The sequence below is a fragment of the Crossiella sp. NPDC003009 genome (genome assembly GCF_053591555.1).
Window position 1 is genome coordinate 91,525 of the sequence record NZ_JBSFUA010000021.1, and the last position, 18,129, is coordinate 109,653.

The following is an 18,129-nucleotide window of genomic DNA, read 5'->3' on the forward strand; positions in this document are numbered from 1 at the left end:
AGGGCGCCTTCCTGGCCGACGCCACCGGCTTCGACGCCTCGTTCTTCGGGATTTCCCCGCGGGAGGCCCTGGCCATGGACCCGCAGCAGCGGCTGTTGCTGGAGACCGCCTGGGAGGCCGTCGAACGCGCGGGCATCAACCCAGAGTCCCTGCGCGGCAGTGCCACCGGCGTGTTCGTCGGCACCAACGGCCAGGAGTACGGCGCGGTGCTGGCCACCGATCCGACCACCGACCACGAGGGCTACCTGGCCACCGGCAACGCGGCCGCGGTGCTCTCCGGCCGGCTTGCCTACACCCTGGGACTGGAGGGCCCGGCGGTCACCGTGGACACGGCCTGCTCGGCCTCCCTGGTCGCCCTGCACCTGGCCGCCCAGGCCCTGCGCTCCGGCGAATGCACCCTGGCCCTGGCCGGCGGCGTGACCGTGATGGCCACGCCCAGCCTGTTCGTGGAGTTCTCGCGGCAGCGCGGTATGGCCGCGGACGGCCGCTGCAAGTCCTTCGCCAACGCCGCCGACGGCACCGGCTGGGGCGAGGGCGCGGGTGTGCTGGTGGTGGAACGGCTTTCCGACGCACTGCGCAACGGGCACGAAGTGCTCGCCGTGGTGCGTGGGAGTGCGGTCAACCAGGACGGCGCGTCCAACGGCCTGACCGCGCCGAACGGGCTGTCCCAGCAACGGGTCATTCGGGCCGCACTGGCCACCGGGGGTCTGCGACCGTCCGAAGTGGACGCGGTCGAGGCACACGGCACCGGCACGGTGCTGGGTGATCCCATTGAGGCACAAGCACTGCTGGCCACCTACGGGCAGGATCGCGAGACGCCGCTGTGGCTGGGCTCGATCAAGTCCAATCTCGGTCACACCCAGGCCGCCGCGGGTGTCGCCGGTGTGATCAAGATGGTGCTGGCCCTGCGGAACAACGAGCTGCCCAAGACCCTGCACGTGGACGAGCCGTCCACACACGTGGACTGGTCGGCCGGGGCGGTCTCGCTGCTGACCGAGTCGGTGCCGTGGCCGGAGAACGGGCGTCCGCGCCGGGCCGGAGTGTCCTCCTTCGGCATCAGTGGCACCAACGCGCACGTGATCATCGAACAGGCGCCGTCCGTGCCACCGGTCGAGGCCGCCGAACCCGCGGTGGTGCCGTGGGTGCTGTCCGCGCGCTCCGCGGACGCGTTGCGGGACCAGGCCGAGCGACTGCTGTCCACTGTGGACGACGATGTGGTGTCGGTCGGCTTCTCCCTGGCGACCGGACGGGCCGGGCTGGAGCGGCGGGCAGTGCTGGTCGGCGCGGACGTAGCCGAGTTCCGGGCCGGACTGGCCGCGCTGGCCGCCGGGCAACCCGCCGCTGGCTTGGCCGAAAGTGTTGCCGGATCTGGCAAACTGGCGTTCCTTTTCTCCGGCCAGGGCTCGCAGCGACTGGGCATGGGCCGGGAACTGCACGCGGCGTTTCCGGTGTTCGCCGACGCCTTCGACGCGGCGTGCGCGGAACTGGACCCGAGGCTGCGTGAGGTGATGTGGTCCGACGCCGAAGAACTGGACCGGACCGAGTGCACCCAGCCCGCGTTGTTCGCGGTGGAGGTCGCGCTGTTCCGGCTGTTCCAGAGCTGGGGCCTGCGACCGGACTTCCTGCTCGGGCACTCCATCGGCGAGATCGGCGCGGCGCACGTGGCCGGGGTGCTGTCCCTCGCGGACGCCTGCCGCCTGGTCACCGCGCGCGGCCGTCTGATGCAGGCGCTGCCCGAGGGTGGCGTGATGGTGTCGGTGCGGGCCGGGATTGACGTGGTCGAACCGCTGCTGACCGACCTGGTGAGCGTGGCCGCGGTGAACGGCCCGGAGGCCGTGGTGCTCTCCGGCGCCGAGGCCGAGGTGCTCGCGATTGTCGAAACCCTGGCCGAGCGCGGGGTGAAGACCAAGCGGCTGCGGGTGTCACACGCATTCCACTCGCCGCTGATGGACCCGATGCTGGCCGAGTTCCGGGCGGTGGTGGACGGGCTGACCTTCGCCCGGCCGGAAATCACGATCGTGTCCACTGTGGATGGTGATCCGGCGACGGCGGACTACTGGGTGCGGCACGTCCGGGAGACCGTACGGTTCGCCGACGGCCTGACCCGGTTGCTCGAAGAGGGGGTGCGCACCTTCCTGGAGGTCGGCCCCGGCGGGGCGCTGGCCGCGATGGGCCAGGCCGCGCTGCCCGGCACACCGGTGTTCGCCCCCGCGTTGCGCCGGGACCGAGCCGAGGAGCGCTCGGTGTTCGAGGCGCTGGGCCGGTTGTTCACCGCCGGGGTGTCCCCGGACTGGGCCGCGGTGTTCGCGGGCCGGGGCGCCCGGCGGGTGCAGTTGCCCACGTATGCCTTCCAGCACCAGCGGTTCTGGCCCGCGAGCGGCGTGCGGCCCGGCGATGCCACCGGACTTGGCGTGGACGCGGCCGACCACCCGCTGCTGGCCGCGGCCGTGCTGCTGCCCGACGACGGCGGGGTGCTGCTCACCGGACGATTGTCGCTGAGCACTCAGCCCTGGCTGGCCGAGCACCGGTTCGCCGGGACCGCGTTGTTCCCTGGCACCGGGTTCGTCGAGCTGGCGATCCGGGCGGGCGACCAGGTGGACTGCCCGGTGCTGGAGGAGCTGACCATCGAGGCCCCGCTGGTGCTGCCCGATCGCGGCGGCGTCCAGCTGCGGGTGGTGGTGGGTGCGGCCCAGGACGGCCGCCGCGGTGTCGCGGTGCACGCACGGGGCGAGGGCGCGGACTGGACCTGCCACGCCCGCGGCACGCTGTCCGCCGCGGTCTCGCCCGGCCGTACCGGTGAGCCGGAGTGGCCACCCAGTGGAGCTGAACCTGTTGCGGTGGAACGGGTTTACGCCGAGTTCGAGGACGCAGGACTGACCTACGGTCCGGTCTTCCGTGGCCTGCGCGCGGCCTGGCGGCGGGGCGAGGAGTTGTTCGCCGAGGTGAGCCTGCCCGGTGCGGACACCGGGTTCGGCCTGCACCCGGCACTCCTGGACGCGGCCCTGCACGTGTTCGCGCTGCGCGGTATCGGCGGCAGCTGGCTGCCGTTCGCCTGGAACGACGTGCGATTGCACGCCACCGGCGCGACCAGCCTGCGGGTGCGGTTGCGGGTGCTGGCCGAGGACACGGTGACCATCGACGTGGCCGACGGCCTCGGCGAACCGGTCGCCACCATCGGCGGCCTGCGTTCCCGGCCGGTCGCCGCCGACCACCTCGCCGCGCGTACGCCCGGTATCGCGGATGCCCTGTTCCAGGTTGACTGGACCGAGGTGCTTGCGCCGGAATCTGTCGAGCTGTCCGTGGTTTCGCTGGGTGACGGCGGGCTGGCCGAGCTGGCCGAGGTGCCGGACGTGGTGGTGCTGCCGGTGTCCGCCGTATCGGGGGAGATGCCCGAACAGGTCCGTGCGGCCACCGGTCAGGTGCTCGCGGTGCTGCACGAGTGGCTGGCTGAAGACCGGTTCGCCGATGCCAGGCTGGTGGTACGCACCGACGGTGCGGTGTCCGTTGCGGGCGAGGACATTCGCGACCTCGCCGGAGCCGCGGTCTGGGGCCTGGTGCGGTCTGCGCAGAGCGAGCATCCCGGCCGGTTCGTGCTCCTCGACGCACCTGGGGTCTCGCCCGCGGTGCTGGCCAGCGGAGAAGCGCAACTCGCGGTGCGGGACAACACGGTCCGGGTGCCGCGGCTCACTCGCGCCGTGGCCGGGCCCGCGCCGGACTGGGGTGACGGCGCGGTGCTGATCACCGGCGGCACCGGATCCCTCGGCGGTGCCGTGGCCCGGCACCTGGTCACCGAACACGGCATCCGGCAGCTGGTCCTGGCCAGCCGCCGGGGCCTGGACGCGCCCGGCGCGGCCGAACTGGTGGCCGAACTGGACGCCGAGGTCACCGTGCTGGCCTGCGATGTCGCCGACCGGACCGCGCTGGCCGACCTGTTCGCCGCGCACCGGATCACCGCGGTGGTGCACGCCGCCGGGGTCCTGGACGACGGCGTGATCGAGTCCCTGAGCCCCGAACGCCTGGACACCGTGTTGCGGCCCAAGGCGGATGCCGCCTGGCAGTTGCACGAGCTGACCCGCGACCTGGACCTGGCCGCGTTTGTGCTGTTCTCCTCCGCCTCCGGCCTGCTCGGCGGACCCGGCCAGGGCAGCTACGCCGCCGCGAACGCCTTCCTGGACGCCCTCGCCGCACACCGCCGCGCCACCGGACAACCCGCGCACTCCCTCGCCTGGGGCGCCTGGGCCGAAACCGGCGGCATGGCGAGCCGGCTCACCGAGGCCGAACAGCGCCGGATGGCCCGTGAAGGCGTACAGCCACTGGCCACCGAGGAAGCACTGGCTCTGCTCGACGCGGCCGTGGCCACCGACCGGGCCGTGCTCGCCCCAGTGCGCCTGGACCTGCCCGCACTCCGCACCAACGGCGCCCCCGCCGCCCTGCTACACGGTCTGCTGCACCACCGCCGCCGCGCCCAGGCCGGGACCGCGCACACCGTGCCGCTGCGGCAGGAACTGCTCGCCCTGCCCACCGCTGACCGGGACACCCGGCTGCTGGAACTGGTGCGCGGCCAGGTCGCCGTGGTGCTCGGCTACGGCCAGGCCACGGCCATCGAACCGGAACGGGCCTTCGGCGACCTCGGTTTCGACTCGCTCACCGCGGTCGAACTGCGCAACGTCCTCACCGCCGCCACCGGGCTGCGCCTGCCCGCCACCCTGGTCTTCGACTACCCGACCCCGCTGGCGCTGACCCGCTACCTCGCCGCCGAACTGCTCGGCGCCGCCGAGGAACCCGGCACGCCCGCCCCGGCGCGCACCAGCGTGGACGAGCCGATCGCGATCGTCGGCATGGCCTGCCGCTACCCCGGCGGGGTCAGCTCGCCTGAGGAACTGTGGCGACTGGTCGCCGCCGGTGGCGACGCGATCTCGATGTTCCCGGACGACCGCGGCTGGGACGTGGACGGCATCTACAACCCCGAACCCGGCCTGCCCGGCAAGACCTACACCCGGCAAGGCGGATTCCTCTACGGCGCGGCCGAGTTCGACCCCGGCTTCTTCGGCATCTCCCCGCGGGAAGCCCTCGCCATGGACCCGCAGCAACGGCTGCTGCTGGAAACCTCCTGGGAGGTTTTCGAGCGGGCCGGAATCAGCCCAAAGTCCTTGCAGGGCAGCCGGACCGGGGTGTTCGCCGGGGTGATGTACCACGACTACGGCACCCGGATGTCCGCCGTGCCACGGGATCTGGAAGGTTACGTCGGCACCGGCAGCGCGGGCAGCGTGGTCTCCGGCCGGATCGCCTACACCTTCGGCCTGGAGGGCCCGGCGGTCACCGTCGACACCGCGTGTTCCTCCTCGCTGGTCGCCCTGCACTGGGCGGTGCAGGCCCTGCGCTCCGGTGAATGCGATCTCGCGCTGGCCGGTGGCGTCGCGGTGATGGCCACCCCGGACACCTACGTCGAGTTCTCCCGCCAGCGCGGCCTGGCCGCCGACGGGCGCTGCAAGTCCTTCGCCAAGGCCGCCGACGGCACCAGCTGGTCCGAAGGCGCGGGCATGTTGCTGGTGGAACGGCTTTCCGACGCCGTGCGCAACGGGCACGAGGTCTTGGCCGTGGTGCGGGGGAGCGCGGTCAACTCCGACGGCGCCTCCAACGGACTCACCGCCCCCAACGGCCCGTCCCAGCAGCGGGTGATCCGGCAGGCACTGACCTCGGCCGGACTGCGACCGTCCGAAGTGGACGCGGTAGAAGCCCACGGCACCGGCACCGTGCTCGGCGATCCCATTGAAGCACAAGCACTCCTGGCCACCTACGGCCAGGACCGGGACGAACCGCTGTGGCTGGGCTCGATCAAGTCCAACCTCGGGCACACCCAGGCCTCGGCCGGGGTCGCCGGGATCATCAAGATGGTCATGGCCATGCGGCACGGCCTGCTGCCCAAGACCCTCCACGTGGACGAGCCCTCGCCGCATGTGGACTGGTCGGCCGGCGCGGTCGAGCTGCTCGCCGAGGCCAGGGACTGGCCGGAGCAGGGGCATCCGCGTCGCGCTGGGGTGTCCTCCTTCGGGATCAGCGGCACCAACGCGCACGTGATCATCGAACAGCCCGCCGCGGCCGCACCCGCGCTCCGGCGGATCGAACCCGGGGTCACGCCCTGGCTGCTCTCCGGCAAGAGCGAACCGGCCCTGCGTGACCAGGCCGCCCGCCTGTTGTCCTTTGTGGACGGCAACACCGAGCTGGAACCGGTGGACGTGGCGGTGTCGCTGACCGAACGGGAGAACTGGGAACACCGCGCCGTGCTGGTCGGCGAGGAGCGCGCCGAGCTGCTCGACGGCCTGCGCGCCCTGGCCGCGGGCGAACCCGCCACCGGCCTGGTGACCGGCTCGGCCCGACCCGGCAGCCTGGCGTTCCTGTTCTCCGGACAGGGATCCCAGCGACTGGGCATGGGCTGCGAGCTGTACGACACCTACCCGGCCTTCGCCACCGCCTTCGACGCGGTCTGCGCCGAACTGGACCCGGAACTGCGGGCCGTGATCTCCTCGGACGAGGACCGGCTGGCCACCACCGAGTTCACCCAGCCCGCGCTGTTCGCGGTGGAGGTCGCGCTGTTCCGGCTGCTGGAGAGCTGGGGTCAGCGCCCGGACCTGGTGCTGGGTCATTCCATCGGCGAGATCGGCGCGGCGCACGTGGCCGGGGTGTTCTCCCTCGCGGACGCCTGCCGCCTGGTCACCGCCCGCGCCCGCCTGATGCAGGCCCTGCCTGCCGGTGGCGTGATGATCGCGGTGCAGGCGACCGAGGCGGACCTTACCCCGCTGCTGGCCGAGTACCCGCTGGTCGGCCTGGCGGCGGTCAACGGCCCGGAGTCCGTCGTGCTCTCCGGCGATGAGGACCAGGTCCTGGTGCTGGTGCGGACCCTGGCCGACCGGGGTAGGCGCACCCGGCGACTGCACGTCTCGAACGCCTTCCACTCACCGCTGATGGACCCGATGCTCGACGAGTTCCGCACCGTGCTCGACGGGCTGTCCTTCGCTCAGCCGGAAATCCCGATTGTGTCCACTGTGGATGGTTCTCCGGCGACGGTGGACTACTGGGTGCGGCAGGTCCGCGAGACCGTGCGCTTCGCCGAGGCCGTGCAGACCCTGGCCGACCAGGGCGTGAGCCGGTTCCTGGAGATCGGGCCCGGCGGTGTGCTCTCCGCCATGGTCGAGGACTGCCTGCCCGAACCGGTGACCGCCGCGGCCCTGCGTAAGGGCCGGGCCGAGGCCGCCGCACTCACCGAGGCGCTGGCCCGGCTGCACGTCAGCGGCCAGCCGGTGCCCTGGAACACCCTGCTCGCCGGTTGCGGCGGCCGGCGGATCGACCTGCCCACCTACGCCTTTCAGCACCAGCGCTACTGGCTGGCCGCCGGTAGCGCGGGCGGCGATGTGGCCGTGCTGGGCCAGCAGGCCACCGACCACCCGCTGCTCGGCGCGGCCGTGCCGCTGCCCGACTCCGGCGGGCTGCTGCTCACCGGCAGGCTCTCGCTGGCCACCCAGCCCTGGCTGGCCGACCACCGGGTCGGCGACCTGGTCCTGTTCCCCGGCACCGGTTTTGTCGAACTGGCGTTGCGGGCCGGCGCCCAGGCGGACTGCCCGACGTTGGACGAGCTGACCGTGCAGGCCCCGCTGTCCCTGCCCGCCAGCGCCGCGGTGCAGATCCAGGTCGCGGTCGGCCCGGAAACCGAAGGCCGCCGGGAACTGAGCGTCTACGCCCGCCCCGAGCAGACCCCGGACGACGCGCCGTGGATCTGCCACGCCAGCGGCACGTTGAGCACCGCGGTGGCCGCCATCGGTTTCGCCGAGGACGTGTGGCCACCGGTCGACGCCGAACCGCTCACCGTCACCGGCTGGTACGACCAGCCCGGCGCCGCCCTGGGCTACGGACCCGCCTTCCAGGGCCTGCACACCGCCTGGCGGCGCGGCAACACCCTGTTCGCCGAGGTCGAACTACCCGCCACGGTGGCCGATCCGAGCCGGTACGGCCTGCACCCGGCGCTGTTCGACGCGGCCCTGCACGTGCTCGGCCTCGGCCGGGACACCGCGGAAGCCGCACTGCCCTTCGCCTGGTCCGGCGTGCGCCTGCACACCTCGGGCGCGGCCGCGCTGCGGGTCCGGGTGGACCTGGACGGCGCGGACGCGACCATCGAACTCGCCGATGCCGAGGGCGGCCCGGTCGCCTCGGTCGGTTCGCTCGCGGTGCGCCCGGTGACCACCACACAGCTCGCCGCCGCGCACACCGGCCACCACGACGCGCTCTACCGGCTGGACTGGCCGCCGGTCGCGGCCGGCACCGCCGCCGCGCTCACCCACACCCGGCTCGGCCCCGGCGGCCTGGACGCCCTCACCGAGGTCCCCGACCTGGTGGTGTTGCCCTGCCTGCCCGAACCCGGCCCGGACCTGCCCAGCTCCGCCCGCGCCACCACCGGCAAGGTGCTGGCCGTGCTCCAGCAGTGGCTGGCCGAACCGCGGTTCGCCAACGCCCGCCTGGTCGTGCACACCCAGGGCGCGGTCTCTCTGGCCGGCGAAGGGATTTCCGACTTGGCCGCAGCCACCGTCTGGGGCCTGGTCCGCTCGGCGCAGTCCGAGCACCCGGAACGGTTCGTGCTGCTGGACACCGACGGCGACCTGGACTCCCCGGCCACCGCGGTGGTCCCCGGCGAACCCCAGCTCGCCGTGCGCGACGGCGTGGTCCGGGTGCCCCGGCTGGTCCGCGCCCGCACCGGCGCCACTCCGGCGACCTCGCCCTGGGGCACCGGCACCGTGCTGGTCACCGGCGGCACCGGCGGTATCGCCGTGGACGTCACCCGGCATCTGGTGGTCACCCACGGGGTGCGCGATCTGGTGCTGGTCAGCAGGCGCGGCATGGACGCGCCCGGCGCGGCCGAACTGGTCGCCGACCTGACCGAGGCCGGAGCCCAGGTCCAGGTGGTCGCGGCCGACCTGGCCAACCGCGCCGAGGTGGTCGCCCTGCTCGCCGAACTCGGCCCGGACCGGCTTTCCGGCGTGGCGCACGCGGCCGGGGTGCTCGACGACGGCGTGCTGGAATCCCTCACCCCGGAACGCCTGGACACCGTGCTGCGGCCCAAGGTGGACGCGGCCTGGCACCTGCACGAACTGACCCGCTGCCAGGACCTGTCCGCGTTCGTGTTGTTCTCCTCGGCCGCGGGCACCCTCGGCGCACCCGGACAGGGCAACTACGCCGCGGCCAACTCCTTCCTGGACGCACTGGCCGAACACCGCCGCGCCAACGGCCTGCCCGCGCAGTCGGTGGCCTGGGGCCTGTGGGCCGAAGCCGGTGGGATGAGCGGCGACCTGGCCGAGATCGACCGGCGCCGACTGGCTCGCGACGGAATCGCGTTGTCCACCGAACACGCCCTGGGCCTGCTGGACGCGGCCCCCGGCACCGGCGATCCGGTGCTGGTCGCCGCCCAGCTCGGCTCCTACATCCACAATGGACAGACGCCTGCGGTGCTGCGCGGTCTGCGCCGCGGCCAGCAGCGCACCGAACCGGCCGCGCACACCGGTACCGGTGTGCGCCGGCTGGCCGGGCTCACCGCCGCAGCCCAGCGCGCCGGGCTGCTGGACCTGGTCACCGCCCGCACCGCCACCGCGCTCGGCCACCGCTCCGGGCAGGACGTGCGGACCGCGAGCACCTTCCAGGAACTCGGTTTTGACTCGCTGACCGCGGTGGAACTGCGCAACGGCCTGGCCGCCGCGACCGGATTGCGGCTGCCCGCCACCCTGGTCTTCGACCACCCGACCCCGCAGGCCCTGGCCGAGCACCTGTTCACCGAGCTCTTCGGCGAGCAGGAACCCGTCACGCCGGAACCGGTGGCCCGGCACACGAGCGAGGAGCCGATCGCGATCGTCGGCATGGCCTGCCGCTACCCCGGCGGGGTGAGCTCGCCGGAACAGCTGTGGCGACTGGTCGCCGAGGGCACCGACGCCATCTCCGGCTTCCCCGCCGACCGCGGCTGGGACGTGGAACGGATCTTCGACCCCGAACCCGGTCTGCCCGGCCGCACCTACGTGCGTGAAGGCGGATTCTTGTACAGCGCGGCCGAGTTCGACCCGGGCTTCTTCGGAATCTCCCCGCGGGAGGCCTTGGCCATGGACCCGCAGCAGCGGTTGTTACTGGAGACCTCCTGGGAGAGCTTCGAGCGGGCCGGAATCGACCCCGCCTCGTTGCGCGGCAGCCGGACCGGCGTGTTCGCCGGCGTGATGACGCACGACTACAGCAGCCGGATCACCGCGGTGCCCGAAGAGGTCGAGGGCTACTTCGGCACCGGCAACTCCGGCAGCGTCGCCTCCGGCCGGATCGCCTACACCTTCGGCCTGGAGGGCCCGGCGGTCACCGTCGACACGGCGTGTTCCTCCTCGCTGGTCGCGCTGCACCTGGCGGCGCAGGCCCTGCGGTCGGGGGAGTGCGAGCTGGCGCTGGCCGGTGGTGTCACCGTGCTGGCCACCCCGGACTCCTACGTGGAGTTCTCCCGCCAGCGCGGTCTGGCCCCGGACGGCCGGTGCAAGTCCTTCGCCGACGCCGCCGACGGCACCAGCTGGTCCGAGGGCGCCGGTGTGCTGCTGGTGGAACGGCTCGCCGACGCCCAGCGCCTCGGCCACCCGATCCTGGCCGTGCTGCGCGGTTCCGCGGTCAACCAGGACGGCGCGTCCAACGGCCTGACCGCACCCAACGGCTCCGCCCAGCAGCGGGTGATCCGGGCCGCGCTGGCCGCCGCCGGCCTGCGACCGTCCGAAGTGGACGCGGTCGAGGCGCACGGCACCGGCACCACCCTCGGCGATCCCATCGAGGCGCAGGCACTGCTGGCCACCTACGGGCAGGACCGGGACGAGCCGCTGTGGCTGGGCTCGATCAAGTCGAACATGGGCCACACCCAGGCCGCCGCCGGGGTCGCGGGCGTGATCAAGATGGTGCTGGCGTTGCGCCACCAGGAGTTGCCGCGCACGCTGCACGTGGACGAGCCCTCGGCGCACGTGGACTGGTCGGCGGGTGCAGTCTCGCTGCTGACCGAGCCGGTGGCCTGGCCGGAACGGGACCGGCCGCGCCGGGCCGGGGTGTCCTCCTTCGGGATCAGCGGCACCAACGCACACGTGATCATCGAGCAGGCCCCGGCCACCGAACCCGCCCGCCCGGTCGAACCCGCCCTGGTGCCCTGGGTGCTCTCCGGAGCCACCGAGGACGCCCTGCGCGAGCAGGCCGCACAACTGCTGTCCACTGTGGACGAAGATGTGGTGTCGATCGGCTTCTCGCTGGCCACCGGACGTGCGGCACTGGAACGCCGGGCAGTGGTGGTCGGCGCGGACGCGGCCGAGTTCCGGGCCGGACTGGCGGCGCTGGCCGCCGGGCAACCCGCCACCGGACTGACCGAGGGCGCGGTGCGCACGGGCAAGCTGGCCTTCCTGTTCTCCGGTCAGGGCTCGCAGCGACTGGGCATGGGCCGGGAGCTGCACGAGACCTATCCCGTCTTCGCCGCGGCCTTCAACGCGGTGTGCGCGGAGCTGGATCCGCGACTGCGCGAGGTCATCTGGTCGGACGAGAAACAGCTGAACGAGACCGAGTTCGCCCAGCCCGCGTTGTTCGCGGTCGAGGTGGCGCTGTGCCGGCTCCTGGAGAGCTGGGGGGTGCGGCCGGACTTCGTGCTCGGCCACTCCATCGGCGAGATCGCGGCCGCCCACGTGGCCGGGGTGTTCTCCTTGGCAGACGCCTGCCGCCTGGTCACGGCGCGCGGCCGGTTGATGCAGGCGCTGCCCGGCGGCGGCGTGATGGTGTCGGTGCGGGCGGCGCTGGCGGAGGTGGAGCCGTTGCTGACCGGGCTGGTCAGCGTGGCCGCGGTGAACGGACCGGAGTCGGTGGTGATCTCCGGTGCCGAGGACGAGGTGCGGGCGATCACCGAGGCACTGGGGCGGGAATCCCGGCGGCTGCGGGTCTCGCACGCCTTCCATTCGCCGCTGATGGAACCCATGCTCAAGGAGTTCCGGACCGTGGTCGAGCAGATCGGGTTCAGCACGCCGGAGATCCAGGTTGTGTCCACTGTGGATGGTGACTGGGCCACGCCGGAGTACTGGGTGCGGCACGTGCGGGAGACCGTGCGGTTCGCCGACGGCATCACCGAGCTGGCCGCCGCGGGCGTCACCGCGTTCCTGGAGATCGGACCGGGTGGCGCGCTGACCGCGATGGCCCAGGAAACCCTGACCGCGGCCGAGATCCTGGTGCCGGGCCTGCGCAAGGACCGGACCGAACCACGATCGGTGACCGAGGCGCTGGGCCGGTTGTTCGTCGCCGGGATCACCCCGGACTGGACCGCGGTGTTCGCGGGCCAACACGCCCGCCGGGTCGACCTGCCCACCTACCCCTTCCAGCGCCAGCGCTACTGGCTGGACGCGGCCAGTGCCGCCCGGGATGCCGCCGGAATCGGTCAGCAGGCCATGGACCACCCACTGCTGGGCGCCGCCGTGCTGCTGCCCGAGGGGGCAGGCGCGGTGCTCACCGGCAGGCTGTCCCTGGACGCCCAGCCCTGGCTGGCCGACCATGCGGTCGGCGAGCTGGTGCTGTTCCCCGGCACCGGATTTGTCGAACTGGCCCTGTGCGCGGGTGAGCAGATGGACAGCCCGGTGCTGGCCGAACTCACCCTGGAAGCACCACTGGTGCTGCCCGCCCACGGTGGTGTCCAGGTGCAGGTCTCGGTCGGCGCGGCGGAACAGGGCGGGCGCCCGGTCACCGTGCACTCCCGCCCGGAGCACGCGCGGACCGAACCGTGGACCTGCCACGCCCGCGGCCTGCTCAGCGCCGACACCACCACCCCGGCCGTACTCGGCGACTGGCCGCCCACCGGGGCGGAAAGCCTTGCGGTGGAAGAGCTGTACGACCGCCTGGCCGAGGCCGGACTGAACTACGGACCGGTGTTCCGCGGCCTGCGCGCGGCCTGGCGGCACGACGGCGAGCTGTACGCCGAACTGGCCCTGCCCGATTCGGCCAACGCCTGCTTCGGCCTGCACCCGGCCCTGCTGGACTCGGTGCTGCACGTGCTGGCCGCCCAGGGCGAGTCCACCGGCGGACCCGGCCTGCCGTTCGCCTGGACCGGCGTGCGCCTGCATGCCACCGGCGCGACCTCCTTGCGCGCCAGGCTGATCCCCGAGGGCAGCGGCGTGCGACTGCACCTGGCCGACGACAGCGGACTCCCGGTGGCCGAGGTCGACTCGCTGGTGCTGCGCACGGTGCCCCCGGAACAGCTCGCTGCGGCCAACACCACCGCGGACGACGCGCTGTACCAGGTCGACTGGCCGGTCCTGGCCACCCCGGACAACGCTGAGCTGTCGGTGGCCTGGCTGGGTGACGGCGGCCTCGCCGAACTCACCGAGGTCCCCGACGCGGTGGTGCTGACCGTGCGCGCCGAACCGGGCGAGGTGCCCGCCGCGGTGCGCACGGCCACCGGCCGGGTGCTGGCGGTGCTGCAGGACTGGCTGGCGGACGAGCGGTTCGCCGCCGCCCGGCTGGTCGTGCACACCCAGGACGCGGTCTCCGTCGCCGGTGAAGAGGTGCGCGACCTGGCAGGCGCCGCGGTCTGGGGCCTGGTCCGCTCGGCCCAGACCGAACACCCGGACCGGTTCGTGCTGGTGGACGCGGCCGAGTTGCCGACCGCGGCACTGGCCACCGGCGAACCCCAGTTCGCTTTGCGGGACAACGAGATCCGGGTGCCCCGGCTCGCCGCCGCCACCGGCACGGGCGCCGACGCGCCGCGCTGGGACACCGGCGCCGTGCTGATCACCGGCGGCACCGGCGCGCTGGGCGCGCTCCTCGCCCGCCACCTGGTGGCTGAACACGGGGCGCGCCAACTGGTCCTTGCCAGCCGCCGCGGCCCGGACGCGCCCGGCGCGGCCGAGCTGGTGGCCGAGTTGGACGCCGAGGTCACCGTGGTGGCCTGCGATGTCACCGACCGGGACGCCCTGGCCGGACTGCTCGCCGCGCACCCGGTCACCGCGATCGTGCACACCGCGGGCGTGCTGGACGACGGCGTGGTCGAGTCGATGACCCCCGAGCGGCTGGACATTGTGTTGCGGGCCAAGGCCGATGCCGCCTGGCACCTGCACGAACTGACCCGCGAGCTGGATCTGACCGCGTTCGTGCTGTTCTCCTCGGCCGCCGGGGTCACCGGCGCGCCGGGCCAGGCCAACTACGCCGCGGCCAACGCCTTCCTGGACGGCCTGGCCGCGCACCGCCGCGCCACCGGACGGCCCGCGCACTCCCTCGCCTGGGGCCTGTGGGCGGACACCGGCGGCATGGGCGGCCGGACCCCGAAGGACGGGGTACGCCCGCTGGCCACCCCGGAGGCGCTCACGCTGTTCGACCGGTCGCTCAGCCTGGCCACCCCGGCCCAGGTCCCGCTGCGGCTGGACCTGGCCGGACTGCGCACGCGGGAACACCTGCCCGCCCTGCTGCGCGGCCTGGTCCGCACCCGGCGCACCGCCCAGCGCGGCGGCGGCGCGGCGGCCCTGCGGCGGCGGCTGGCCGGACGGTCTCCGGCCGAATCGCTGGCCGTGCTGCTGGAACTGGTGCGCGGTCAGGTCGCGGCGGTGCTCGGTCACTCCGGTGGGCACGCGGTCGACCCGGAACGCGTCTTCACCGACCTCGGCTTCGACTCGCTGAGCGCGGTGGAACTGCGCAACGGCCTGGCCGCCGCCACCGGCCAGCGGTTGCCGGCCACGTTGGTGTTCGACCACCCCACCGCGGCCGCACTCGCCGCGCACCTGCACACCGTGCTGGCCCCGGACGCCAACGGGCACCACCCGGACACCGAGGAGACCGAGGTCCGCCGCCTGCTCGCGGCCATCCCGGTCAGCCGCCTGCGTCAGGCCGGACTGCTCAACGTCCTGGTCCAGCTGGCAGGCGAGAGCGACACCGCACCGGCGGGCGCGAACGGCGCGCCCTCGATCGATGACATGGACGCGGAAAGCCTGCTGCGCCTGGCGATGGGAGAGTCATGAGCACGCCACCCAAGGAGTTCGTCGAAGCGCTGCGGTCCTCGCTCAAGGAGGTCGAGCGGCTCCGGCAGGTCAACGAGCAACTGGTCGCCGCGAGCACCGAGCCGGTCGCCATCATCGGCATGGGCTGCCGGTACCCGGGCGGCATCAGCTCCCCGGCTGACCTGTGGCGGCTGCTCACCGCGGACGGCGACGCCATCTCCGGCTTCCCCACCGACCGCGGCTGGGACCTGGACGCGCTGTTCAACCCGGACCCGGACAACTCCGGCACCAGCTACGTCCGCGAGGGCGGATTCCTGCTGGAGGCAGCCGAGTTCGACGCCGCCTTCTTCGGCATCTCGCCGCGGGAAGCGCTGGCCATGGACCCGCAGCAGCGGCTGTTCCTGGAGATCTCCTGGGAGGCGCTGGAACGCGCCCGGCTGGACCCGACCTCCTTGCGCGGCAGCCGGACCGGGGTGTTCGCCGGGTGCAGCAGCCACGACTACGCCACCGGCCTGCACGAGCTGCCCGAGGCGGTCGAAGGTCACCTGATCACCGGGAACTCGGCCGCGGTGCTCTCCGGCCGGGTCTCCTACACCCTCGGCCTGGAGGGCCCGGCGGTCACCGTGGACACGGCGTGTTCCTCGTCGCTGGTGGCGTTGCACCTGGCCGTGCAGGCCCTGCGCAACGGGGAATGCGATCTGGCGCTGGCCGGTGGCGTCACCGTGCTGTCCACCCCCGGCGTGTTCATCGAACTCTCTCGCGGTGACGCGCTGGCCAAGGACGGCCGCAGCAAGGCCTTCGCCGCCGCGGCGGACGGGGCAGGCTGGGCTGAGGGCGCCGGTGTGCTCGCGGTGGCCCGGCTCTCCGACGCGCAGCGCCTCGGCTACCCGATCCTGGCCGTGCTGCGCGGCAGTGCGGTCAACCAGGACGGTGCGTCCAACGGCCTCACCGCGCCGAACGGACCGTCGCAGCAGCGGGTGATCCTGGCCGCACTGGCCAACGCAGGCCTGCAACCGTGCGAAGTGGACGTTGTCGAGGCGCACGGCACCGGCACCGCACTGGGTGACCCGATCGAGGCCCAGGCGCTGCTGGCCACCTACGGGCAGGACCGGGACACTCCGCTGTGGCTGGGCTCGGTCAAGTCCAACATCGGTCACACCCAGGCCGCCGCCGGTGCCGCCGGTGTGATGAAGATGGTGCTGGCCTTGCAGCACAACCGGTTGCCGCGCACCCTGCACGTGGACGCGCCGACCCCGCACGTGGACTGGGCCGCGGGCAAGGTCGAGCTGCTCACGAAGGCGGTGGACTGGACCGACGGCGACCGGCCGCGCCGGGCGGGGGTGTCCTCCTTCGGCATCAGCGGCACCAATGCGCACCTCATCCTCGAAGCCGCGCCGCCGGTCACCGAACCGGAGTCAGTGCCGCGGAACGGCTTGCTGCCCTGGGTGCTCTCGGCCAGGAACCCGGCCGGACTGCGTGCCCAAGCCGCCCGCCTCTTGTCCACTGTGGACAAATCACCGGAACTGGGGGCCGCCGAGGTCGGGCATGCGCTGCTGCGTACCAGGGCCTCCCTGGAACAGCGGGCGGTGCTGCTCGGCGCGGACCGGGCCGAACTGCGCGATGAGCTGGCCGGACTCGCCGCCGGTCGCCCGGCCACCGAGGTGGTGCAGGGCCGGGTGGTCAAACCCGGTCAGATCGTCTTCGTCTTCCCTGGTCAGGGCGGGCAGTGGGCCGGGATGGCGGTCGAGCTGATGGCCGCCGACCCGGTGTTCGCCGCCCGGATGACCGAGTGCTTCGCCGCGCTGGAGCCGTTCCTGGACTGGGATCCGCGGCCGATGCTCGCCGATCCCGTTGCCATGCGCCGGATCGAGGTGCTCCAGCCACTGCTGTGGTCGGTCATGGTGTCCCTGGCCGCGGTGTGGCGGGCGCACGGCGTGCACCCGGCCGCGGTGCTCGGCAGCAGCCAGGGCGAGGTGGCCGCGGCCTGCGTCTCCGGTGCGCTCTCCCTCAGCGACGGCGCCCGGATCATCGCCCTGCGCAGCCAGTTGTTCGCCGACGAGCTGGTCGGCAAGGGCATGATCGCCTCGGTCGCGCTCACCGCCGAGGAGGTCGAGCAGCGGCTGCCCGGCTACCCGGGACTGGTGCTGGCCGGGGTCAACGGGCCGTGCGCGGTCGCGGTGGCCGGAAAGACCGAGCTGCTGACCCGGTTCGTCGAGGACTGCACCCAGGATGACGTGCGGGCCCGGATCGTGCCGGACACCGTGGCCTCGCACACCGATCAGGTCGACCCGCTGCGGACACGCCTGATCGGCTCACTGTCCCCGGTCCAGCCCACCGACGGGGAGATCGCCTTCTACTCCACCGTCACCGCCGGACCCCTCGACGGTTCGGCGCTGGACGCCGGGTACTGGCTGGAGAACGCGCGCAGGCCGATGGCCGTGCGAGACACCCTGCGCGCCCTGCTCGCCGACGGGCACGGCGTGTTCGTCGAACTGGGCGCACACCCGGTGCTGAGCACCGCGGTCGCCGCCACCGCCGAGGACTTCGGGGTCGAGGCCGTGGTGGTCGGCTCCCTGCGCCGCGAGGACGGCGGCCCGCGCCGGATGCTCACCGCCCTCGGCGAGGCATGGACCCAGGGTGTGCCGGTCGATTTCACCGCACGGTACGGCCAGGTGCGACCGGTGGACCTGCCCACCGCGGCGTTCCAGCGGCAGCGCTACTGGCTGGACAACACCGGCCTGCCCGCCGGAACCGACCCGGTGGACGAGAAGTTCTGGCGCGCGGTGGAACGCGCCGACCTCACCGAACTGGCCGGCACCCTCGGCGTGGCGGACGAGGGGTCCCTGCATCAACTGGTGCCCATGCTCTCCGCCTGGCGGCGTCGCCGCAGGGAGGACCAGCTCGCCGACGGCCTGCGCTACCGGATCGACTGGCAGCGCGCCGAACCGGCCGAACCCGCGCTCACCGGCACCTGGCTGCTGCTCGCCCCCGCAGATCAGTCAGTCGAGCTGGCCGCCTTCGGCGCCAACCTCGTCCGGTTCGAGATCGACCCCACCGCCGACCGGTCGGCCCTGACCGAGCTGCTGCGTCCGGTCGCCGAGCAGTCCTTCGCCGGAGTGCTGTCGCT

2 protein-coding genes (both cut by a window edge) are annotated in these 18,129 nt (G+C 73.2%); both read left to right on the forward strand.

Annotated elements, in window-relative coordinates:
• Positions 1-15,023, forward strand: partial view of a type I polyketide synthase gene (locus tag ACWDY5_RS22585; RefSeq protein WP_449724144.1) — the 3' portion only. The gene continues 14,320 nt to the left of window position 1, outside the view; 15,023 of the gene's 29,343 nt are visible here — the last part of the coding sequence; its start codon lies beyond the left edge, outside the window; it ends in the stop codon at positions 15,021-15,023.
• Positions 15,020-18,129, forward strand: the 5' portion of a protein-coding gene (locus tag ACWDY5_RS22590) for a type I polyketide synthase (RefSeq protein WP_449724145.1). Its footprint extends 11,029 nt past the window's final position; the window shows 3,110 of its 14,139 coding nt (coding positions 1-3,110); it begins with the start codon at positions 15,020-15,022; the stop codon falls past the right edge of the window. Before ACWDY5_RS22585 ends, ACWDY5_RS22590 begins: the two co-directional genes overlap by 4 nt.